Raw genomic sequence first — 18574 nt, 5'->3', positions numbered from 1 at the left:
CGGATCATTCCACAGCGGAGCGGAGCTCGAAGAGCTCGGACGGGGAGATGGGCATGCGGTCGACGTCGATGCCCTCGGCGTCCTCGACGGCCGAGGCGATGACCGCGGAGACGGGGATCACGCCGGCCTCGCCCGCGCCCTTGATGCCGAGGGGGTTCAGCGGCGAGGGCGTCTCCAGGTGGGCGGTCTCGACGTGCGGGATCTCGGTGGCGTACGGCATGAGGAAGTCCATGAAGGAGGCGTTCACCAGCTGGCCGTGCGCGTCGTACACCATGCGCTCGTAGAGCGCCCCGCCGATGCCCTGCGCCACTCCGCCGTGGATCTGCCCTTCGACGATCATGGGGTTGATCAGCCGCCCGCAGTCGTGCACGACGGCGTAGCGCACCACCTTGATCTCGGCGGTGTCGGGGTCGGTCTCGACGACGGCGGCGTGCATGCCCGACGCGAACGTGGATCTGATCGGCGAGTAGTAGTCGCGCCCCTCCAGGCCCGGCTCCTCCCCCTCGGCGACCGGCGGCCGGTCGGGGGAGGCCGCGGCGGAGAACTGGGTCGCCTTGGCCGCCTCGTCGTCGAAGGCGTACCTCAGCGGGTTGGCCAGCACGGCCACCGTGGACAGCGGGATCGACGCCGACGGCGCCCCCGCCACGTGCACCATCCCATCGTCGATCGCCAGGTCCGCCGGGTCCGCCTCCAGCGCGTCGGCGGCGATGCGCAGTGCCTTCTCGCGTACTTTCCTGCAGGCCAGCGCGATGGCGTTGCCGCTCATGACGGCCGCGCGCGAGGCGAACGTGCCCACCGCGTAGCCGAACCTGCGGGTGTCGCCGGTGACCACGCTGACCCGCTCGATCGGCACGCCCAGCTCGGTGGCGGCGATCTGGGCGAACACCGTCTCGTGCCCCTGCCCCTGCGAGGTGAGCCCGGTGGAGACGTGCACCCGGCCGTCGGAGGTGACCTGCACGTGCCCGCCCTCGTAGGGGCCGACGCCGGTGCCCTCGACGTAGCAGCCGATGCCGATGCCGCGCCCCGGACGCCTCTCGTGCCCGTCCCAGCCGATCAACTCCTTGATCATGCGGAGCATCTCCGGGTAGTTCCCGCTGTCGTAGATCAGCGGGCGCCCGTCCTGGAAGGTCATGCGCTGGTCGTACGGGAACTCCTCCGGCCTGATGAAGTTGACCTCCCGCACCTCCGTGCGGTCCTTGCCCAGATGGCGCGCGATCTTGTCCATGGTCCGCTCCATGCAGAACACGGCCTGCGGCCTGCCCGCCCCCCGGTAGGGGGTGACCTGCACGGTGTTGGTGTAGACGGAGGTGAACTCGACGCGATAGGCGCCGATCTTGTACGGCCCCAGCAGCTGGGTGGACGTCACGATCGGCACGATGATCCCGTAGGGCGTGTAGGCGCCGTGGTCGTGCCGGATCGTCACGTCCAGCCCCAGGACGCGGCCGTCGTCGTCGAAGCCGACCCGCACGTGCTGGATCTGCGCGCGCTCGTGGGCGGAGGAGATGAAGTGCTCCCTGCGATCCTCCGCCCACTTGACCTCGCGCCCGAGCGTCATGGCGGCCCACGGCACGAGGATCTCCTCGGGCCACGGGTGCACGATCTTCACGCCGAAGCCGCCGCCCACGTCGGGCGCGATCACCTCGACGTGCGGCAGCGGCAGGCCGAGCGTGGCGGCGACGGCCATGCGGACGCTGGTGGAGGTCTGGGTGCTGGAGTAGACGCGCAGGTCCCTGCCGTCCCAGCGGGCGTAGACCCCGCGTCCTTCCAGGGGCATGCTGGCGCTGCGCTCGATGTCGAGCCGGAAGGAGAGCGTGTGCGGCGCGGCCTCGATCGTCTCGCCGGCGCCGCGACCGTCCGCCGCCGCGACCTCCTGCACGAGGTGGGCGCCGACGTTGCCGGGCACGTCCTCGTGCACCAGCGCGGCCCCCTGCACGGCCTCCTCCAGCCCGACGACCGGCTTGAGCGGCTCGTAGCCGACCTCGATGAGCGCGCAGGCGTCCTCGGCGGCGTATCTGTCGCTCGCCACGACCATCACGACCGGCTCGCCGACGTGCCTGACCACGTCGCGGGCCAGCGGGTAGGCGGTGCGGCCGTGGGTGAGGGCCGGGTGCGGGATCAGCAGCGGGAGTGCCCTGCCCACCCGCTCGGGCAGGTCCTCCCAGGTGTGGATCGCGATGAGCCCCGGCACGTCGAGTGCGGGCGTCACGTCGATGTCGCGGATGCGGGCGTGGGCGTGCGGCGAGCGCACGAAGGCGGCGGCGAGCGCGTCGCGGCCGAGGTCGTCGAGGTAGCGCCCCTGCCCGGTGAGCAGCCTGGGGTCCTCGCGCCGCTGCACGGGCTCCCCGAACAGCCTCGTCGTCATGTCTCCTCCGCCAGCAGCTCGGCGGCCCGGTGGACGGCCTTGACGATGTTCTGGTAGCCGGTGCACCGGCACAGGTTGCCCGAGATGCCCTCGACGATCTCGTCGTCCGACGGCTCCGGATTGTCCCTGAGAAACGCGGTGACCGTGCACAGGAACCCCGGCGTGCAGAACCCGCACTGCAACCCGTGGCACTCGGCGAACGCCCGCTGCACCGGCGACAGCGCTGTGTTGGCCTCCGCTCCGGGGAGGCGGCCCGGCCGCTCAAAGCCGCCGCCTTCCCTCGTCGTTCCCTCGCGCGCGAGGCCCTCGACGGTGGTGATCTCCTGCCCGTCCACGGTGACCGCGAACGTCAGGCACGACCGCACCGGCCGGCCGTCGAGCAGTACCGTGCAGCAGCCGCAGACGCCGTGCTCGCAGCCCACGTGGGTGCCGGTCAGGCCGAGGTCGTGGCGCAGGCAGTCGGACAACAGCCGGCGGGCGGGCACCTTCACCCGCCTGGTCGCGCCGTTCACGACGAGTGTGATCTCAAGCTCCACGGGCTGCCGCCCCTTCCCTGGCCGCGTTCCGCAGCGCCCGCTCGGCGAGCACGCCCACCAGGTGCCGCCGGTAGGCGGCCGAGGCGTGCACGTCGCTCTCGGGCTCGGTCTCCTCCTGTACGGCCCGCACCGCCTCCGCCCAGCCGCCGGCCGCTCCCCCGCACGACCCGGTCACGTCCACGACGACGGGCACGGGTCCGACGCCGACGCAGGCGACCCTGGCGGCGGTGACGCGCGCGTCGCCGTCCACCGTGACCACGGCGCAGACCCCGGCCAGCGCGTAGTCGCCATGTCGGCGGGCCACCTCCTCGAAGGCGGTGCCGGTGCGCGGGCCCAGCGCGGGGAAGAACGCCGACACGGCCAGTTCGCCCGGCTGGACCGCCGACTCCAGAGGCCCGACGAAGAACTCCCGCGCCGGCACCTCCCGCTCCACGGCCGCCCGGCCGTCCCAGTGGGCCAGCCGGACCGTGCCGTCCAGCACCGCCAGCACGGCCGGCAACTCGGCGGCCGGGTCGGCGTGCACGAGGCTGCCCACCACCGTGCCCCGGTTGCGGATCGCTGGATGGGCGACCAGCTTCAGCGCCCGCGTGAGCAGCGGGTGCGCGCCCGCGTGCTCGGCATCGGAGTGCCTGACCAGCGCGCCCACCCTGACACCCGCCGGGGTCGCGTCGAGCGCGGACAGCGAGCCGATCCGGTTGATGTCGACGAGATGCCCGGGCGCGGCCAGCCGCATGTTCATCAGCGGGATCAGGCTCTGCCCGCCGGCCAGCACCTTGCCGCGCACCTGCGCGAGCGTGCGCAGCGCCGCGCCGACGTCACGGGGCGCGTGGTACGCGAACGGCGGCGGCTTCACGCGGGCTCGCTCCCGGCCGGCTCGGGGGCGCGCCCGGCGATGGCCCTGAGCAGGTGGTAGCCGCCCAGCACCACGATGGTGCCGAGCGCGATGCCCTCCAAGGTGAAGTCGCCCCCGATGAAGTGCTGCACAGGTCCGATGGCCAGGATGATGCCCGCCCCGGTCGGAACCATGTTCACGGGGTCGGCGAAATCCACCCGGTTCTCGATCCAGATCTTCGCGCCGAGCAGCCCGATCATGCCGTAGAGGATCACGGTGACGCCGCCGAGCACGCCTCCGGGGGTGGCCGCGACCAGCGCGCCGAACTTGGGGCACAGGCCGAACAGGATCGCGATGACCCCCGCGATGTAGTAGGCGGCCGTGGAGTAGACCTTGGTGGCCGCCATGACGCCGATGTTCTCGGCGTACGTCGTGGTGGGCGAGCCACCGACCGAGCTGGCGAGCGCGGTGGTGACGCCGTCGGCCGCCACGGCGCGGCCCACGTACGGGTCGACGTCGGTGCCCGTCATCTCGCCGACCGCTTTGACGTGGCCGATGTTCTCGGCTATGAGCGCGATGACGGCGGGCAGCACGAGCAGCACGGCGGAGGTCTTGAAGTCGGGCCCGTGGAACTCCGGCAGCCCGACCCATTCCGCCTGCGCCACCGGCTCGAAGTTCACCCGGTCGTGCGGGAACGCCGTCGCCACGCAGTAGGGGCCCTCGGCCGGGCAGGCGGCCCCGGAGGCGTCCCGCAGGTTCGCGCCGGGCAGCACCGACGTGAGCGGCCCGGCCACCCTGTCCAGCACCCAGGACAACACGAACCCCGCGACGAGCCCGACCAGCACGCCGATCCGCCCGATGAACCCCTTGAACAACACGATCACCACGAACGTGATCAGCATCGTGACGAGGGCGACCCAGTGGTCCTGCGGCCAGTAGGTGTCCGCCACCACGAACGCCAGCCCGAACCCGATCAGCATCACCACCGCGCCCGTGACCACGGGCGGGAAGACCCGGTGGATGATCTGCACGCCGAGGAAGTGGATGGCCAGCCCGGCCAGCGCCAGCACGAGCCCGGCGACCAGGATGGCGCCGGTCACGATCGCGTCCGCTCCCCCGGTGTCGCCTCCCGCCGCCGCCCTGATGGCGAACACCCCGCCGACGAAGGACGCGCTGGTGCCGAGGTAGCTCGGCACCTTGCCCTTCACGATCAGCAGGAACAGGATCGTCGAGACGCCGGACATCATCACGGCGATGTTCGGATCGAGCCCCATCACCAGGGGGAAGACGAACGTCGCGCCGAACATCGCGATCACGTGCTGCGCCCCGAACCCCACCATCCGGGGCCAGCTCAGCCGCTCGTCGGGCCTGACCACCTCTCCCGGGGCCAGATGCTTGCCGTCACCGTGCTTGGTCCATCCCAAAACCATGAGAGCCCCTCTTGCTACCGGGCGTTGCGCTGGGCCGGCGACACGCTTTCCGTTGCGGGCACATTAGGCCCGCCGGATCACTCCTACACGGGCATGATCTGCCAAATCTACGCCGGGAACCAGAGAAAAGCTCTCGCGCACGGGCCTTCGGCGCCCTGGGCGGCTGTCAGGTGCCGGCGCCGCCCGCACTATTCGACCCGGATCGAGAACCCCTCGCCGCTGACCACCTGGCCTGACCGGATCTTGGCCCGCTTCCGCAGCTCCACCTCGCCGTCCACGAGCACCATGCCCTCGGCAACGAGCTGCTTGGCCATGCCGCCCGTCTCCGTGATGCCGCAGTATTTCAGCAGGTCGCACAGCGGGATGAAGTCGGAGCGCAGTTCGAAGTCCACGGGCCCCAAGCCTAGACGCACCACCCGCCGCCTAGATTCCCCGCATGCGCAGCACGTGCAGGGCCAGGGTGAGGTTGAGCCGCAGGTGAGGGTCATCGGTGAAGCCGCCGAGCAGCCGCTCCAGCTTCCCGATCCGGTAGCGCAGCGTGTTGTAGTGGAAGTGCAGCCGCCTGGCCGTCTCCGCCACGTTCAGGTTGGTCTCCAGAAGGGCCTGGAGGGTTCGCCGCAGGTCGGCGTTCTCGGCGTCGTCGTCGGTGGCCAGCGGCCCGAGCGTCTCGCGGACGAACGCGTGCAGCTCGTCGGTGTCGTTCACCAGCGACAGCAGCCGGTAGACGCCGAGCTGGTCGAAGTGGGCCACCGCGCCGGGCCCGTGCAGCTGCCGCCCGACCCTGGCGGCCTTCAGCGCCTGCGCATAGGCCTCGGGCAGCGTCTCCGCCCCCGGGCTGGGCCGGGACGTGCCGGTCGAGAACGTCGCGGGCGGCGGGTCGGCGAAGGCGCAGGCGGCGTCCTTGGCCATCCTGGCGACGTCGGCGGAGGCGTCGACCACGGCCACCACCTCGTGCGAGAAACCCGCCACCGCGCCGTGCGGGTCGTGCCGCCTGATGGCGGCCGTCCAGCAGGCCACCAGCCGGTCCTGGGCGCTGCGCTCGTCGCCGTCGGGGTCGAGCTCGGCCACCAGGACGGTCACGGGCCGCGACAGGTCCCACCCGAACGCCCCGGCCCTGGCCGTGACCCGCTCGACCGTGCCGGCCCGTCCGGTGAGCACGTCGCGCAGGAAGTCGGCCCGGTATTTGCTCTCGACGGCGTTGACCGCCTCCTGGCGGGTGACGACGAGCGCGGCGACGGTGGCGGCGCGTTCGAGGATGCCGATGTCACTGTCCCTCATGGCCGCGGACGGGCTGTAGGCGACGATCCTGCCGTGGTGGTGCCCTCCTGCCAGCACCGGCACCGAGGCGAACGACCGCGTCCGCCCCGCGTCCGGTCCCCCGGCGGCCCCGGCCACCGGGGGGCCCTCGTGGGTGATCGACTCGCACAGGACGGTCACGTGTCCGGCGGGTCCGGCGGCGGCCAGCACGCGGCCCGAACCGTCGACCGCGGCCACCGACACGTCGAGCAGGTGCGCCACCTCGGCGGTGACCTCGTTGAGCCCGCCTCCTGCCAGCACCACCTGCACCAGCGCCCGGTGCGCCTCCTCGGCGCGGGCGAGCACGGCGGCCTGGCGGTTGAGGATGTCGGTGAGCACCTGGTTGAGGATGTCGTCGAAGCCGACGTCGTTCGGGAGCAGGATGAGCGGGAAGCCGAGCCGGTCGGCCTGCTCGGCCATCTCGGCGGGCAGCTCGTCGACGTAGCGGCCCAGCTTGATCGCCAGGGCGGACAGTCCGCGCTCGTCCAGGTCGGCCACCAGCCTGCCGAGCGACTGCGGCGTGTTGCGCAGCGGGTAGCCGGTGGTGAGCAGCAGCTCGTGCGGCTTGACCCAGGCCAGGATGTCGGGCACCTCCATGACGTTGAGCCGCTGCACGATGCGGCCCAGCCCGCTCTCTCCCGCGATCAGCCTGGCCCCGGCGAGGGTGGACACGCCGAGCACCTCGCCGACGGACACGCCATGGGTGATCGTTCCGGTGCTCGCCAGACGGACGGGGGGCTCCATGGATGTGATTGTGACCCCGGAGACCGTCTGTCAGGAAGAGCCAACCTTCCCGCTCACTGTTGGCAAATTTACCCGTACGGAGGGTTCCCGGCCCGTTCTACGGTCAGGACCAGGGTCGGTTGGGAGGTCTGGTGACGGTCAGTACTCACGCGAGACGTACCCGCATCCACGTCACGGGAGCGGCCAGCACGGCGGTACGTCCCGTCCTGGAGTCGTCCCGCCGCCCGGCGCGCGTGCTCGCCGCGTTTCCCGGCGGGATCTACCTGGAGGTCAGGACCGATCTTGAGCCTTCGGTGATCGCGGTCATCACCGGCGAGGCGATCCGGCTGCCCAACTCCGTGCTGCTGTCCGGCCCGCTCCCGAGGGTCACGGTGGGTGACGACGCTTCGGTGGGCGACCGTTCGATCGAGCTGGGCCCGCTGAACCTGACCGTCCGGCGCTGGTGGGATCCCGCGCCGCCGCTGGGCACGGTCGACCGGGCGAGCCTCGTACGCGCCGCCGCCCGCCTGACCGACCCGCCCGAGCCCGGCCTGGCCGGCAACGCCGCGGTCGACATGCTGGCGGGCGGGTGCGCCAAGGGCTGGCTGCTGGGGGCGGTGACGGCGGCCGAACAGTTGGTGGGCCTGGGGCCGGGGCTCACGCCGAGCGGCGACGACGTTCTGGCCGGGCTGCTGCTGACGCTGCGGCATGTGGGCGCGGCGGCCGGCGTGGAGCGCGCGGTCTGGCTGGCGGGCTGGCTGGGCGCGACGGTCACCTTCGACGCCCGCACGCGGACGACGCCCATCTCGGCCACGCTGCTGCACTGCGCGGCCAGAGGTGCGGCCAGCCCCGAGGTGATCGGGGCGCTGCGCGGCATCGCCGGCACGCAGGCGCTCGAACCTGCGCTGCGCCGGCTGCACCGGCTCGGCCACACCTCGGGGGCCGATCTGGCACAGGGCATCGCCATCGGGGTGAACGCGGTCCTCTCCCTGGGCGACCAGGAGTCGGGCCAGTGAACCAGGCTGCGAACGACGCCGTGAACGACGCCGTGAATGATGCTGCGCACGGCGCCGCTTCGTGTGAGGTGGTACTGGTACGGCGGGGGACCTATCACGACTCGGTGACCCTCATGCGGGTCAGCCGGTCACTGTCCGACATGCCGGGCGTGACGGTGGCCATGGTCGCCATGGCCACCGATCTCAACGTCTCCATCCTGCGCGAGCTGGGGTTCACGATCCCGGAGACCGACCCGGGCGATTTGCTGATCGCCGTACGCGCGAGCGACACCGAGGCCGCCGTCGAGGAGGCCGACCGGCAGCTGACCACCTTCCAGCGGGCGGATCCGGCCCCGGAGCACCAGCCGCCGCTCACCACCCGCTCGGCCGCGAGGACCCCGGCTGACCTGGTTCTCGTCTCCACGCCCGGAGAGCACGCCTTCGCCGAGGCGCTGGACGCCGTCGAGGCGGGCCTGCCCGTCATGATCTTCAGCGACGGTGTGCCCGTGTGGCAGGAACGCCTGCTGAAGGAGCGGGCGCTTCAGCAGGCTGGGGACGTCCTCGTGATGGGCCCCGACTGCGGCACGGCGGTGATCGGCGGCGTCGGCCTGGGCTTCGCGAACGTCCTCCGCCCCGGCCCCGTGGGCGTGGTGGCGGCCTCGGGCACCGGCGCGCAGCAGGTGACGTCCCTGCTCGACTGGGCGGGCACGGGCGTCAGCCACGTGCTCGGCGTGGGCGGCAGGGACCTGTCGGCCGAGGTGGGCGGCCTGTCGGCACTGCGGGCCCTGCGCATGCTGGACGACGACCCGGCCACCGAGCTGATCGTGCTCATCTCCAAGCCGCCGTCCCCGGAGGTGGCGCGGGCCGTGGAGGAGTCGGTGGGCCGGATGCGCACGCCGGTCGTACGCGCGATGCTCCAGGAGGGCGCGCCCGACCTCACGGAGGCGACGGAGCAGGTGCTGCGCGCGCTCGGCAGGCCCGTCCCCGAGTGGCCGTCCTGGCCGTCGTGGCCGGGCGGACGCCCGCCCGCCAAGGCGATCAAGGGCGTCTACGCCGGCGGCACGCTCAGCGCGGAGGCCGCGATGGTCGCCGGTTCCGGCGACATCGTCGACTACGGCGACGACGCCTACACCAGGGGACGCGCCCACCCCATGATCGACCCGGTGCTCCGCGTCGAGGCGCTCGCCCACACCCAGGACACCGACGTGGTGCTCATGGACGTCGTGCTCGGCCACGGCGCCGACCCCGACCCCGCCGCCTCGCTCGCGCACGCCGTCGCCCGCGCCCCCGCCACCGTCGTCATCGCCCTCATCGGCACGGAGGGCGACCCCCAGGACCTGCACCGTCAGGCCGCCGCCTTCCGCGAAGCGGGCGCGGCCGTGTTCACCTCCAACGCCCAGGCCGCCCGGCACGCCAGGAGCCTGCTGTGACCCTGCTCTCCGCACCGCCCCGCGTCATCACCGTCGGCGCCGGCCTGCTCGACGACGCGCTCAGGGCCCAGGCCGTGCCGACGGTCCCCGTGGCGTGGCGGCCACCGCTGCCCGGCACGGCCGAGGCGCTGGCCAGGGTCCTCGCCGACCCGCGCAGGCAGGCCGCCAACGAGCTGGCCGTCAGCCGGCTGACCTCCGCCCGCCCGCACCTGGTGGGCGTGCGGCGCGCCTCAGAGGTGCTGGCGGAGGGGACGTTCCTGCACGCGGGCCCGCCGATCACGTGGGAGCGCGCGTCCGGCCCGATGCGCGGCGCCCTCGTCGGCGCGATGTTGCTGGAGGGCCTGGCGGGCGACGAGCACGAGGCCCGGCGCACGCTCGCCGCGGGCGGCGTCACGCTGCGCCCGTGTCACGAGCACGCCACCGTGGGGCCGATGGCGGGCGTGGTGAGCCCGTCCATGTGGGTGTTCGAAGTGCGCGACATGGAGCGCGGCGGCACCGCCTACTGCTCACTCAACGAGGGCCTGGGCAAGGTGCTCCGCTACGGCGCGTACGGGCCGGAGGTGCTGGAGCGGCTGCGCTGGATGGACCAGGTGCTCGGCCCTGCCCTGGCCGCGGCGCTGGAGCGCATCGGGCCGATCGACCTGCGTGCGCTGATCGCTCAGGCGCTGCAGATGGGCGACGAGCTGCACAACCGCAACCGCGCCGCCACCTCGCTGCTGCTGCGCGAGCTGGCACCCGCCGTGGTCGAGGCCGCCCCCGGCGCCGCCGCGCAGGTGCTGCGCTTCATCAACGGCAACGATCACTTCTTCCTCAACGCCGGCATGGCCGCGGCCAAGGTCGGCACCGACGCCGCCCGCGACGTGCCCGGTTCCTCGCTGGTGGTCGCGATGGCACGCAACGGCACAGACTTCGGCGTGCAGGTCTCGGGGCTGGGCGGACGCTGGTTCACCGGCCCGGCCGGCGTGCCCGACGGGCTCTATCTCGGCGCGTACGGCCCCGGCGACGCCAACCCGGACATCGGCGACTCCACCATCACCGAGACCTCCGGCCTGGGCGGCTTCGCGATGGCGGCCTCCCCTGCGATCGTGCGCTTCGTCGGCGGCGAGGTCTCCGACGCCGTCAGGGCCACCCGTTCGATGTACGAGATCACGCTGGCCGAGCATCCCGCATACCAGATCCCGGGCCTCGGTTTCCGCGGCACTCCCGCCGGCATCGACGTCGCTCTGGTGGCCAGGACGGGCCTGCTGCCCGTCGTCAACACCGGCATCGCGGGACGTGTGGCCGGCACGGGACAGGTCGGCGCGGGCCTGGTCAAGCCGCCCGCCGAGGCGTTCACCAGCGCGTTGCTGGCGTTGGCACGCTCGGTGAACGACCCAATTGAATAGTGAAATAGCCGCACGTCAGCACTATTGTCAAGCAATGTCGCCTTCCCTTGCGGTAATAGCGCCGATATCGTAACGAACCTCAGGCCAGCAAGAAAGCCGCTGCGGCCCTGGTGCCGCGCCTGGTCAAAGCCCATAGCGGCAGTCGTCCGGCGGATTTCTCAGTGGCAATCTGCAAGTAGCGTGAGAACGCACGTGACGGATGAGGCGAGATGGGGGCGAAAACATGGCAGCCGACCGCTTGCTCAGCGGCCCCGGCGCGGAGGGAGGCCCCCCGAGCGGCACCCCGCAGAGCCAGGGCCGCCTGATCGGCCGGCGCTACCGGTTGATGTCGCCGGTCGGCAGGGGCGGCATGGGGATGGTGTGGCAGGCCCACGACGTCCTGCTCGACCGGGACGTCGCGGTCAAGGAGCTGATCCTGCCGTACGGCCTCGACCACGCCGGCAAACAGGTGGCGCACCGGCGCATGTTGCGCGAGGCCAGGTCGGCCGCGCGGCTGACGCATCCCGGCATCGTGACCGTGCACGACGTCGTCGAGGAGGACGGCCGCCCCTGGATCGTGATGGAGCTGGTCCGCGCGTGGTCTCTCGAGCAGGCCGTACGCCAGAGCGGGCCGCTGCCGGTGATCCAGGCGGCCGAGATCGGCATCAGGGTGCTCGACGCGGTCCGGCACGCCCACGCCGCCGGCATCATGCACCGCGACATCAAGCCCGGCAACGTGCTGCTGACCTCTGACCGGGTGGTGCTGACCGACTTCGGCATCGCGGCCATCGAGGGCGACGTGACGATCACGCAGACCGGGCTGCTCATGGGGTCGCCCGCGTACATCCCGCCGGAGCGCCTGTCCGGCCGGGCGATCACGCAGGCGGCCGACCTGTGGTCGTTCGGGGCCACGCTGTACGCCGCCGTCGAGGGACGGCCGCCGTACGAAGGGCCCGACCCGATCGCGGTGCTCGGCGCGGTCCTCACGCAGGCCCCGATCAGGCCGCAGCGGGCCGGGGCGCTGATGCCGGTGATCGAGGGCCTGCTGCGCAAGGATCCGGCGGAGCGGCTGACCTCGGGCCAGGTCATCGAGATGCTGGAGAACGTGTTGCGCGCGCACGGCTCCGCCAGGCCGCGCCCGCCGGAGACGTTGCCCAGCCAGGCCGACCCGACGCCCGCCGGGCTGCTGCCGCCGCTGGAGCACCCCTCAGGGCCGATGCCGTCGCGGATCGTGGAGACGCCCTCGGGGCCGGTGCGCGTGCCGTACGACCCGATGACCAGCCCGTCGGGCGGCTACTCGATGCCCTATGACGGGATGACGAGCCCGTCGGGCAGCCACAACACCGACCAGTTACCGCCGGCGCCGGGGTTCGAGGCGTTCGGCAGCCCATCGGGGCCGCAGCGGCCGGACAGCGGCCCGCCTTCACGTGACGGCGCCCCTTCGCTGGGCGGCCCCTCGTCGCTCGGCGGCCCCTCGTCCTCGGGTGGCTTCCCCGTGATAGGCGGCCCGCCCTCGCTCGACGGCTTCCCTCCGCCCGGCGGCCCGCCCTCCTTCGACGGCTCGCCTCCGCCCGGCGGCCCGACCTCATTCGGTGGCCCGCCTTCACCTGGCGACCCGACCTCGCCCGGCGGCGCGCCCTCGGCAGGCGGACCGGCCCCGTTCGGGCCGTACCGGTCCGTGGACGACTCCGCCGACGGCCTGGACGCGCCCTCAGGACCACGGCCCCGGCCGATCCTGCCGCTGACCTCCGACAGCCGTACGTCCGGCGCGACCCCGTGGCCGCTGGCCTCTCCCGCCGACCTGCACGAGCAGTCACGCGGCCTGTCGCACGACATCGGCCGCAGCCGCCTGACCACGCTGCCCGAGGCCTCCCCGCGCACCGGCACGAGCAGGCGCAGGAGCGAGGACGGCGGCGGCACGTGGATGCGCGACGGCCGGCCGACGCCGCTCACGTTCGTCAGCGCGATCGTGGCGGTGGCCGTCGTCGCCGGCGCCATCATGATCGTCCTGTCCGGCGCATCATCACAGGGGCCGGCCGCGGTCACCGCCGCGACGGCGCCCGCGACCACCACGACGAGCCCGGCGACCGCGGGCGGCGAGCCGTCTCCCGTGCCGGAGGGCTACGAGGAGCACACCGCCGCCGGGTTCGCGGCCGGCGTGCCGGAGGGCTGGAAGCCGGCGGAGGCCGACGGCACGACCACGTTCGACGGGCCGGAGGACTCCGGCATGCGGATCGTGGTGGAGCGGGCGACGCCGCAGGCCGACGGCGGGCTGTCCCAGCTGAGCAGGGAGGAGGCCGAGGGCGGCCGGGAGAGCTACATCCAGGTGCAGTTGAGGGACGTGTCCTACCGGGGATGGAAGGCCACCGACTGGGAGTACACCTACACCACCGCCAACGGCGTCCCCATGCACGCGCTGACCAGATACGTCACCATCGACGACAAGACCGGGTTCAGGATCACGTTCGACCTGCCCGAGCTGAAGTGGGACGACCAGGCCGGCACGCGCAAGGTGTTCCTCGACACGTTCCGGCGAAGCACCTGACATCGGCGCGATGGTGAGATCCCTCGCGGCGGACCCCCAGATATTGCACTGGTCGTTCCAAAACTGGTAGCGTGCCGGGCATGGCGCGACCCAGGACGTTCGAGGAGGACCGTGCGGTCGAGGCCGCCATGCACGCGTTCTGGGGCGCGGGCTACGAGAACACCTCGACGCAGACCCTGTGCGCGGCCACCGGTCTCGGGCGCAGCAGCATCTACAACACCTTCGCGAGCAAACACGATCTGTTCCAGAAGGCGCTGCGCCACTACATGGACGGGCGCAACGCCAGGCTCGCCGAGCTGATGGACTCCGACCTGCCCGTCAAGGAGAAGGTCGGCACCGTGCTGGGGTGGGCGGTCGAGCCCGACCCCGAGGAGCCGGCCGGTTGCCTGGTGGTCAACTCGCAGGTCGAGATGGCACCGCACGACCCGGAGGTCGCCGAGTTGCTGCGGCTCGACAACGACAGGCGGGTGCGGATGATCCGCTCGGCGCTCGAGGTCGGCGTCTCCCGGGGCGAGATCGACGCGGGCAAGGACACGCTCGCCCTGGCGCACTTCGTCGTCGCCACGGTCAGCGGCATGCGCGTGGCCGCCTGCGGCGGCGCCGGCCGCGAGACCCTCGCGTCCATCGCGCGAACCGCGCTGGACGCGTTCTGAGTTTTTTCGTTCTCTAGTTTTGTACTGATCATTCTAATATTGCGGAGGAATCGCCATGCCACTGGCGGTCTACATACTGGGCCTGTCGATATTCGCGCAGGGCACGTCGGAACTCATGCTGGCCGGGCTGCTTCCGGAGATGGCCACCGACCTGCGTGTGTCCGTGCCCGAGGCGGGGCTGCTGATCTCGGCGTTCGCCATCGGGATGCTGGTCGGCGCTCCGGTGCTGGCCGTCGCCACGCTGCGCTGGCCACGCCGTACGGCGCTGCTGACGTTCATGCTGGTCTTCGCCCTCACGCACGTCGCGGGCGCGCTGACGTCCGACTACGCCGTCCTGTTCGCCACCCGCGTGGCCGGCGCCTTCGTGTACGCCGGTTTCTGGGCCGTGGCGGCGAGCACCGCGATCGGCCTGGTGCCCGCGAACGCCCGCGGCAAGGCGATGAGCATCCTGGCGGGCGGGCTGACGGTCGCCACCATCATCGGATTGTCCTCGGGCACCGTCATCGGCCAGCACCTCGGCTGGCGGGCCGCGTTCTGGGCGGTGGCCGGGCTGTCGGCGCTCGCCGCGGTCGGCGTGTTCGCCACCATCCCCGGCGGCCGCCCCGAGGCCGGGGCGCGGCCGCGCGTACCGGTCGAGCTGCGCGCCATGCTGAACCCGCCGCTCTGGCTCGCCTACGGCACCATCGCGCTGACCACGGCGGCCCTGCTGGCCTCCTTCAGCTACCTGAGCGTCCTGCTGACGGGCACCACGGGCCTGGAGCCTGCCTGGGTCCCCGCCGTCCTGGCCCTGTACGGGGTCGGCGCGCTGATCGGGATCACGATCGGCGGCAGGACCGCCGACGCGCGGCCGTTCCTCGTCCTGTTCACCGGGGTCACGGGCCTCATCGCGACCTCCGCCGCGCTGGCCGCGTCCGCGGCCGTGCCCGTCCTCGCCATCGTGCTGGTCTTCCTGCTCGGCGTGTTCGGATTCGGAACCAACCCGGCGCTGAACGCCCGCCCCTTCGCCCTCGCCAAGGCCGCCCCCACGCTGACCGCCGCGATGAACGTCTCCTCCTTCAACGTCGGCATCACCGTGGGTCCCTGGCTGGGCGGGCTGGCCATCGGGGCGGGATCCGGCTACCCGTCCGTCGCCTGGATCGGCGCCGCCATCGGAGTGGCCGCGCTCGGCGCGGTCGCGCTGGCCGCGTCCCTGCACCGCAGGAGCGCATCCCTTCACGCCACGCCGATCGGTGAGATACGGTCGGCCGTTTGACATCCTCACCCTCATAAACGAGGGAAATTCCGGCTCTCGGAGCCGGACCTTCCTGCTTCACCGGCGACCGCCCCCACCAGCACTCCAAGGAGCGACAGTGACCGGTCTTACATGGCCTCCACAGGCTTCACATCCCACCGGCCCGGCGGCAGACCTTCCACGCTCGGCAACCGAGTGGAAGACGAGAGTAAGGGCAGCACAGGCGCCACACATCGGGCGTCCGATCGCCTCGACGTCGATCGGACCGTCCCTGCCCTGCTCCGCAGGAGACCCGCTTCCTCCCTCGCCCGGAGGTGGGAGTGTTCTCGGAGGCTTCCGATGAAGCTGGGGAGCATTCGCTTTTATCCCGTCAAGTCGACCGCGAGCCATGACGTCGATGAAGCCGAGGTGCAGCCGTGGGGCCTGGCGGGCGACCGGCGCTACCTCATCACCGACCAGAACGGTGACATCCTCACCGCGCGCGAGGAGCCGGCACTGCTGGCCTGCGTGGCCGAGCTCGACGGCGATACTCTCACGTTGACCGGCCCGCACGCCGCCCCGCTGCCGGTCACCCCGGTCGCCGCGACGTCCACCCCGAGGTCGGCCGCGATGTCCACGGTCGACGTGTGGGGCGCCCCGGTGGAGCTCACCGACTGCGGCGACGACGCGGCCCGGTGGTTGTCGGAGCTCGCCGGGCAGCCGGTCCGGCTCAAGTGGCTCGACGACCCGACCCGCCGCCCGGTCGATCCGGCGTACGGGCGGCCGGAGGACCGCGTGAGCCTGGCGGACGGCTATCCCCTGCTGCTCGCCACCAGCGCCTCGCTCGCACAGCTCAACGACTGGATCGCGGAGACGGCACTCGAACGCGGCGACGAGCCGCCCGCGCCGCTGCCCATGCACCGGTTCCGGCCGAACGTGGTGATCGACGGGGTCGGAACGCCCTTCGCCGAGGACGCGTGGAAACGGCTGCGCATCGGGAACGTCGGCTTCCGGGTCACCAAGGGCTGCGACCGCTGCGTGCTGACCACGATCGACACCGCCACGTACACCAAGGGCAAGGAGCCCCTCAGGACGCTGGCCAGGCATCGCAAGTGGGACGGCAAGGTCTGGTTCGGGATCAACCTGATCCCCGACGGACCCGGGCGCATCGTTGTGGGCGACGCCGTCACGATCCTCTGAACCATCGCGAGAAGACAGCTTTCCTCGCGAAGAGTAGGGATGCTGTCGCCTTTGGGGTGGTGTTGGGGGTTATGTCAAACTTCACTGGTGACCAGTGCCCCCATCCAGCCCGCGACGCTGCCCTCTGACAGGATCCCGAGCATTCAGCGTCGTACCCTGGCGGTTCTCTCCGCGGCGCAGATCGTGGGCGGCGTGGGTGTGGCGGTCGGGCTGGCGCTCAGCTCGGTGGTCGTGGATGAGCTGTCGGGATCCACGGTGATCAGCGGCTTCGCCGGCACGGCCACCGTGCTCGGCGCGGCGCTGCTGGCCCTGCCGACGGCCAGGGCATCGGGCAGCGGTGGGCGGCGGGCCGGCCTGTCGCTCGCCTATCTGGCGGCGCTGGCCGGTTGCGCGATCTCCGTGGCCGCCATCAGCCTGGGCTCGTGGCCGCTGCTGCTGGCGGGGCTGGTGCTGGTGGGCGGCGGCAGCGCGGCCAGCCTGGCGGCGCGCTACTCCGCCACCGACCTCTCGCCGAAGGGCCGCTCCGCCAGGCACCTGTCGCTGGTCGTCTGGGCCTCCACCATCGGCTCCGTCGCTGGTCCGAACCTGGCCGAGCCCGCCGACGAGATCGGCATGCGGCTGGGGATGGTGGAGAAGGCGGGGCCGTTCGCGTTCGCCGCGCTGGCGTTCGCCCTGGCCCTGGTCATCATCCTCGGGCTGCTCCGGCCCGACCCGCTCAAGCTGGCGCGCGGCCTGCAGGACGACACGCAGGACAAGCCCGGCCCCGGCCGTAACCGGACCATCAGGACGGCCTGGGAGACGCTGCGTACGACCCCCATGGCCCGCACGGCGCTGATCATGATCGCGATCAGCCACACCGCGATGGTGTCGGTCATGTCGATGACCCCGGTCAAGCTCCACCACGACGGCGCCAACCTGGACGTCATCGGCGTCGTGATCAGCCTGCACATCGCGGGCATGTACGTGTTGTCGCCGGTCGTCGGCTGGCTGTCCGACAAGGCGGGCAAGCTGCCGGTGCTGGTGCTCGGCATGGCCCTGCTGCTGTGCGCGGCCACGCTGGCGGGCACGGCGGGGCACCGGGTGTGGCAGGTGACGGCGGCGCTGGTGCTGCTCGGGCTGGGCTGGTCGTGCGGCCTGGTGTCGGGCTCCGCCCTGGTCACGGAGTCAGTCCCGATCTCCCGCCGCCCGGCCGTGCAGGGCCTGTCGGACCTGCTGATGAACGTCTGCGGCGCCACGGGCACGATCATCGCCGGGGCGATCGTGGGCCTGCTCGGCTACGGCATGCTCGGCCTGGTCGTCGGCGTCATGGTCGCCCTGGCCGGCTTCTGGCTCGTCACCGTCTGGCGCCGCACCTCCGCCGCCCCCTCTGCCGGATAGCCGGCCGAGGCCGGTGATCGCGCGATCACCGGCCATCCTCCGGCGGCACGAGTGATCCGTCTCCGTCCCCCAGGAAGCCGACCCCGGTGCCGCAAGCACAAGTTCAATCCTCCCCGGAGGTGGCGACATTGTCGGAGGTTCTGCCACTGCAGACACGGGCCTTGGCGGCCTCCCGCTCCCGATTCCATCGCCTGAAGGCGGCGGTCCCCTCAGGAGGCTCTGATGGGGGAAGAGAAACCGGATCAGGAAGGCGGCGCGCCGCGAGAGGAGGGCCGTGCCGGTGGGCGGCGTGCCGAGCGGCGCGGTCTCGCCTATTTGGCGTCGGCGTAGGAGGTGACCGCCACGGCCTCCATCGGGAAGCGCACCGGCGTCTGCCCGAACAGCAGCCTGCTCGCCTCGGCCGCCGCCGAGGACACCGCCGCCATCACCTCGTCGGCCTGCTCCAGCGGGCAGTGCACCATCACCTCGTCGTGCTGGAAGAACACCAGCCGGGCCGGCTCGGGCAGCAGCCCGCGCAGCACCGCCAGCAGCGCCAGCGCCCACTCGGCGGCCGTGCCCTGCACCACGAAGTTGCGTGTGAACCGCCCTCGGTCCCTGGCCGCCGAGTGGGCGCTGGCGCTG

14 protein-coding genes and 1 pseudogene are annotated in these 18574 nt (G+C 72.2%); 8 read left to right on the top strand and 7 right to left on the bottom strand.

Annotated features, from left to right (window positions below; translation table 11 throughout):
* Positions 1-4: 4 nt before the first annotated feature.
* From cutA to E1294_RS12590, 6 genes are all read right to left on the bottom strand, one after another.
* Positions 5-2362, bottom strand: a complete 2358-nt coding sequence (gene cutA / locus E1294_RS12615; protein WP_132508057.1) for an aerobic carbon-monoxide dehydrogenase large subunit — start codon at positions 2360-2362, stop codon at positions 5-7.
* Positions 2359-2898 carry a (2Fe-2S)-binding protein gene (locus E1294_RS12610; RefSeq protein ID WP_132508055.1) on the bottom strand — a complete coding sequence of 180 codons (540 nt, stop codon included), beginning with the start codon at positions 2896-2898 and terminating at the stop codon, positions 2359-2361. Before E1294_RS12610 ends, cutA begins: the two co-directional genes overlap by 4 nt.
* The gene (locus tag E1294_RS12605) at positions 2888-3751 is read right to left on the bottom strand and encodes an FAD binding domain-containing protein (protein WP_132508054.1); all 864 of its coding nucleotides are present in this window, start codon (positions 3749-3751) and stop codon (positions 2888-2890) included. Before E1294_RS12605 ends, E1294_RS12610 begins: the two co-directional genes overlap by 11 nt.
* A complete protein-coding gene (locus E1294_RS12600) occupies positions 3748-5160 on the bottom strand; it encodes a uracil-xanthine permease family protein (protein WP_132508052.1) in 1413 nt (470 codons plus the stop codon). The genes E1294_RS12605 and E1294_RS12600 overlap by 4 nt, the downstream gene beginning before the upstream one ends.
* Before the next feature lie 188 nt (positions 5161-5348).
* On the bottom strand, positions 5349-5552 hold the full coding sequence (locus tag E1294_RS12595; RefSeq protein WP_220446781.1) for an RNA-binding S4 domain-containing protein: 204 nt from the start codon (positions 5550-5552) through the stop codon (positions 5349-5351).
* 31 nt (positions 5553-5583) lie between these two features.
* Entirely contained in the window at positions 5584-7200 is a 1617-nt protein-coding gene (locus tag E1294_RS12590; RefSeq protein WP_132508048.1) for a PucR family transcriptional regulator, read from the bottom strand.
* Positions 7201-7331: 131 nt separating this feature from the next.
* Between E1294_RS12590 and E1294_RS12585 the strand changes: the two genes are divergently transcribed.
* The 8 genes from E1294_RS12585 to E1294_RS12550 all read left to right on the top strand — a co-directional run bounded on the left by E1294_RS12585 (position 7332) and on the right by E1294_RS12550 (position 17953).
* Positions 7332-8195, top strand: coding sequence for an oxamate carbamoyltransferase subunit AllH family protein (locus E1294_RS12585; RefSeq protein ID WP_246082969.1), 864 nt, complete (start codon positions 7332-7334; stop codon positions 8193-8195).
* Positions 8196-8308: 113 nt separating this feature from the next.
* A complete protein-coding gene (locus E1294_RS12580) occupies positions 8309-9604 on the top strand; it encodes an AllF/FdrA family protein (RefSeq protein ID WP_132508147.1) in 1296 nt (431 codons plus the stop codon).
* Positions 9601-10989 (top strand): YlbE family protein, encoded by a 1389-nt coding sequence (locus E1294_RS12575; protein ID WP_132508044.1) that lies wholly within the window; start codon positions 9601-9603, stop codon positions 10987-10989. Before E1294_RS12580 ends, E1294_RS12575 begins: the two co-directional genes overlap by 4 nt.
* A gap of 223 nt (positions 10990-11212) precedes the next feature.
* The gene (locus tag E1294_RS54460; RefSeq protein ID WP_220447696.1) at positions 11213-13513 is read left to right on the top strand and encodes a serine/threonine-protein kinase; all 2301 of its coding nucleotides are present in this window, start codon (positions 11213-11215) and stop codon (positions 13511-13513) included.
* 80 nt (positions 13514-13593) lie between these two features.
* Positions 13594-14166, top strand: coding sequence for a TetR/AcrR family transcriptional regulator (locus E1294_RS12565; protein ID WP_132508042.1), 573 nt, complete (start codon positions 13594-13596; stop codon positions 14164-14166).
* 55 nt (positions 14167-14221) lie between these two features.
* Positions 14222-15418: a Cmx/CmrA family chloramphenicol efflux MFS transporter gene (locus E1294_RS12560; protein ID WP_132508040.1), complete on the top strand. Its 1197-nt coding sequence runs from the start codon at positions 14222-14224 to the stop codon at positions 15416-15418.
* Positions 15419-15736: 318 nt separating this feature from the next.
* Entirely contained in the window at positions 15737-16576 is an 840-nt protein-coding gene (locus tag E1294_RS12555; protein ID WP_132508038.1) for an MOSC domain-containing protein, read from the top strand.
* 87 nt (positions 16577-16663) lie between these two features.
* On the top strand, positions 16664-17953 hold the full coding sequence (locus E1294_RS12550) for an MFS transporter (RefSeq protein WP_246082968.1): 1290 nt from the start codon (positions 16664-16666) through the stop codon (positions 17951-17953).
* Between the two features lie 311 nt (positions 17954-18264).
* On the opposite strand, the pseudogene E1294_RS12545 reads toward E1294_RS12550, so the two are convergent.
* Positions 18265-18574, bottom strand: a pseudogene (locus tag E1294_RS12545) (bifunctional 3'-5' exonuclease/DNA polymerase); the annotation flags it as partial.

The sequence above is a fragment of the Nonomuraea diastatica genome (assembly GCF_004349015.1).
Taxonomy (GTDB): Bacteria; Actinomycetota; Actinomycetes; order Streptosporangiales; family Streptosporangiaceae; genus Nonomuraea; species Nonomuraea diastatica.
The sequence above is the reverse complement of the archived record's forward strand: the minus strand, read 5'-3'. Positions and strand labels throughout refer to the sequence as shown.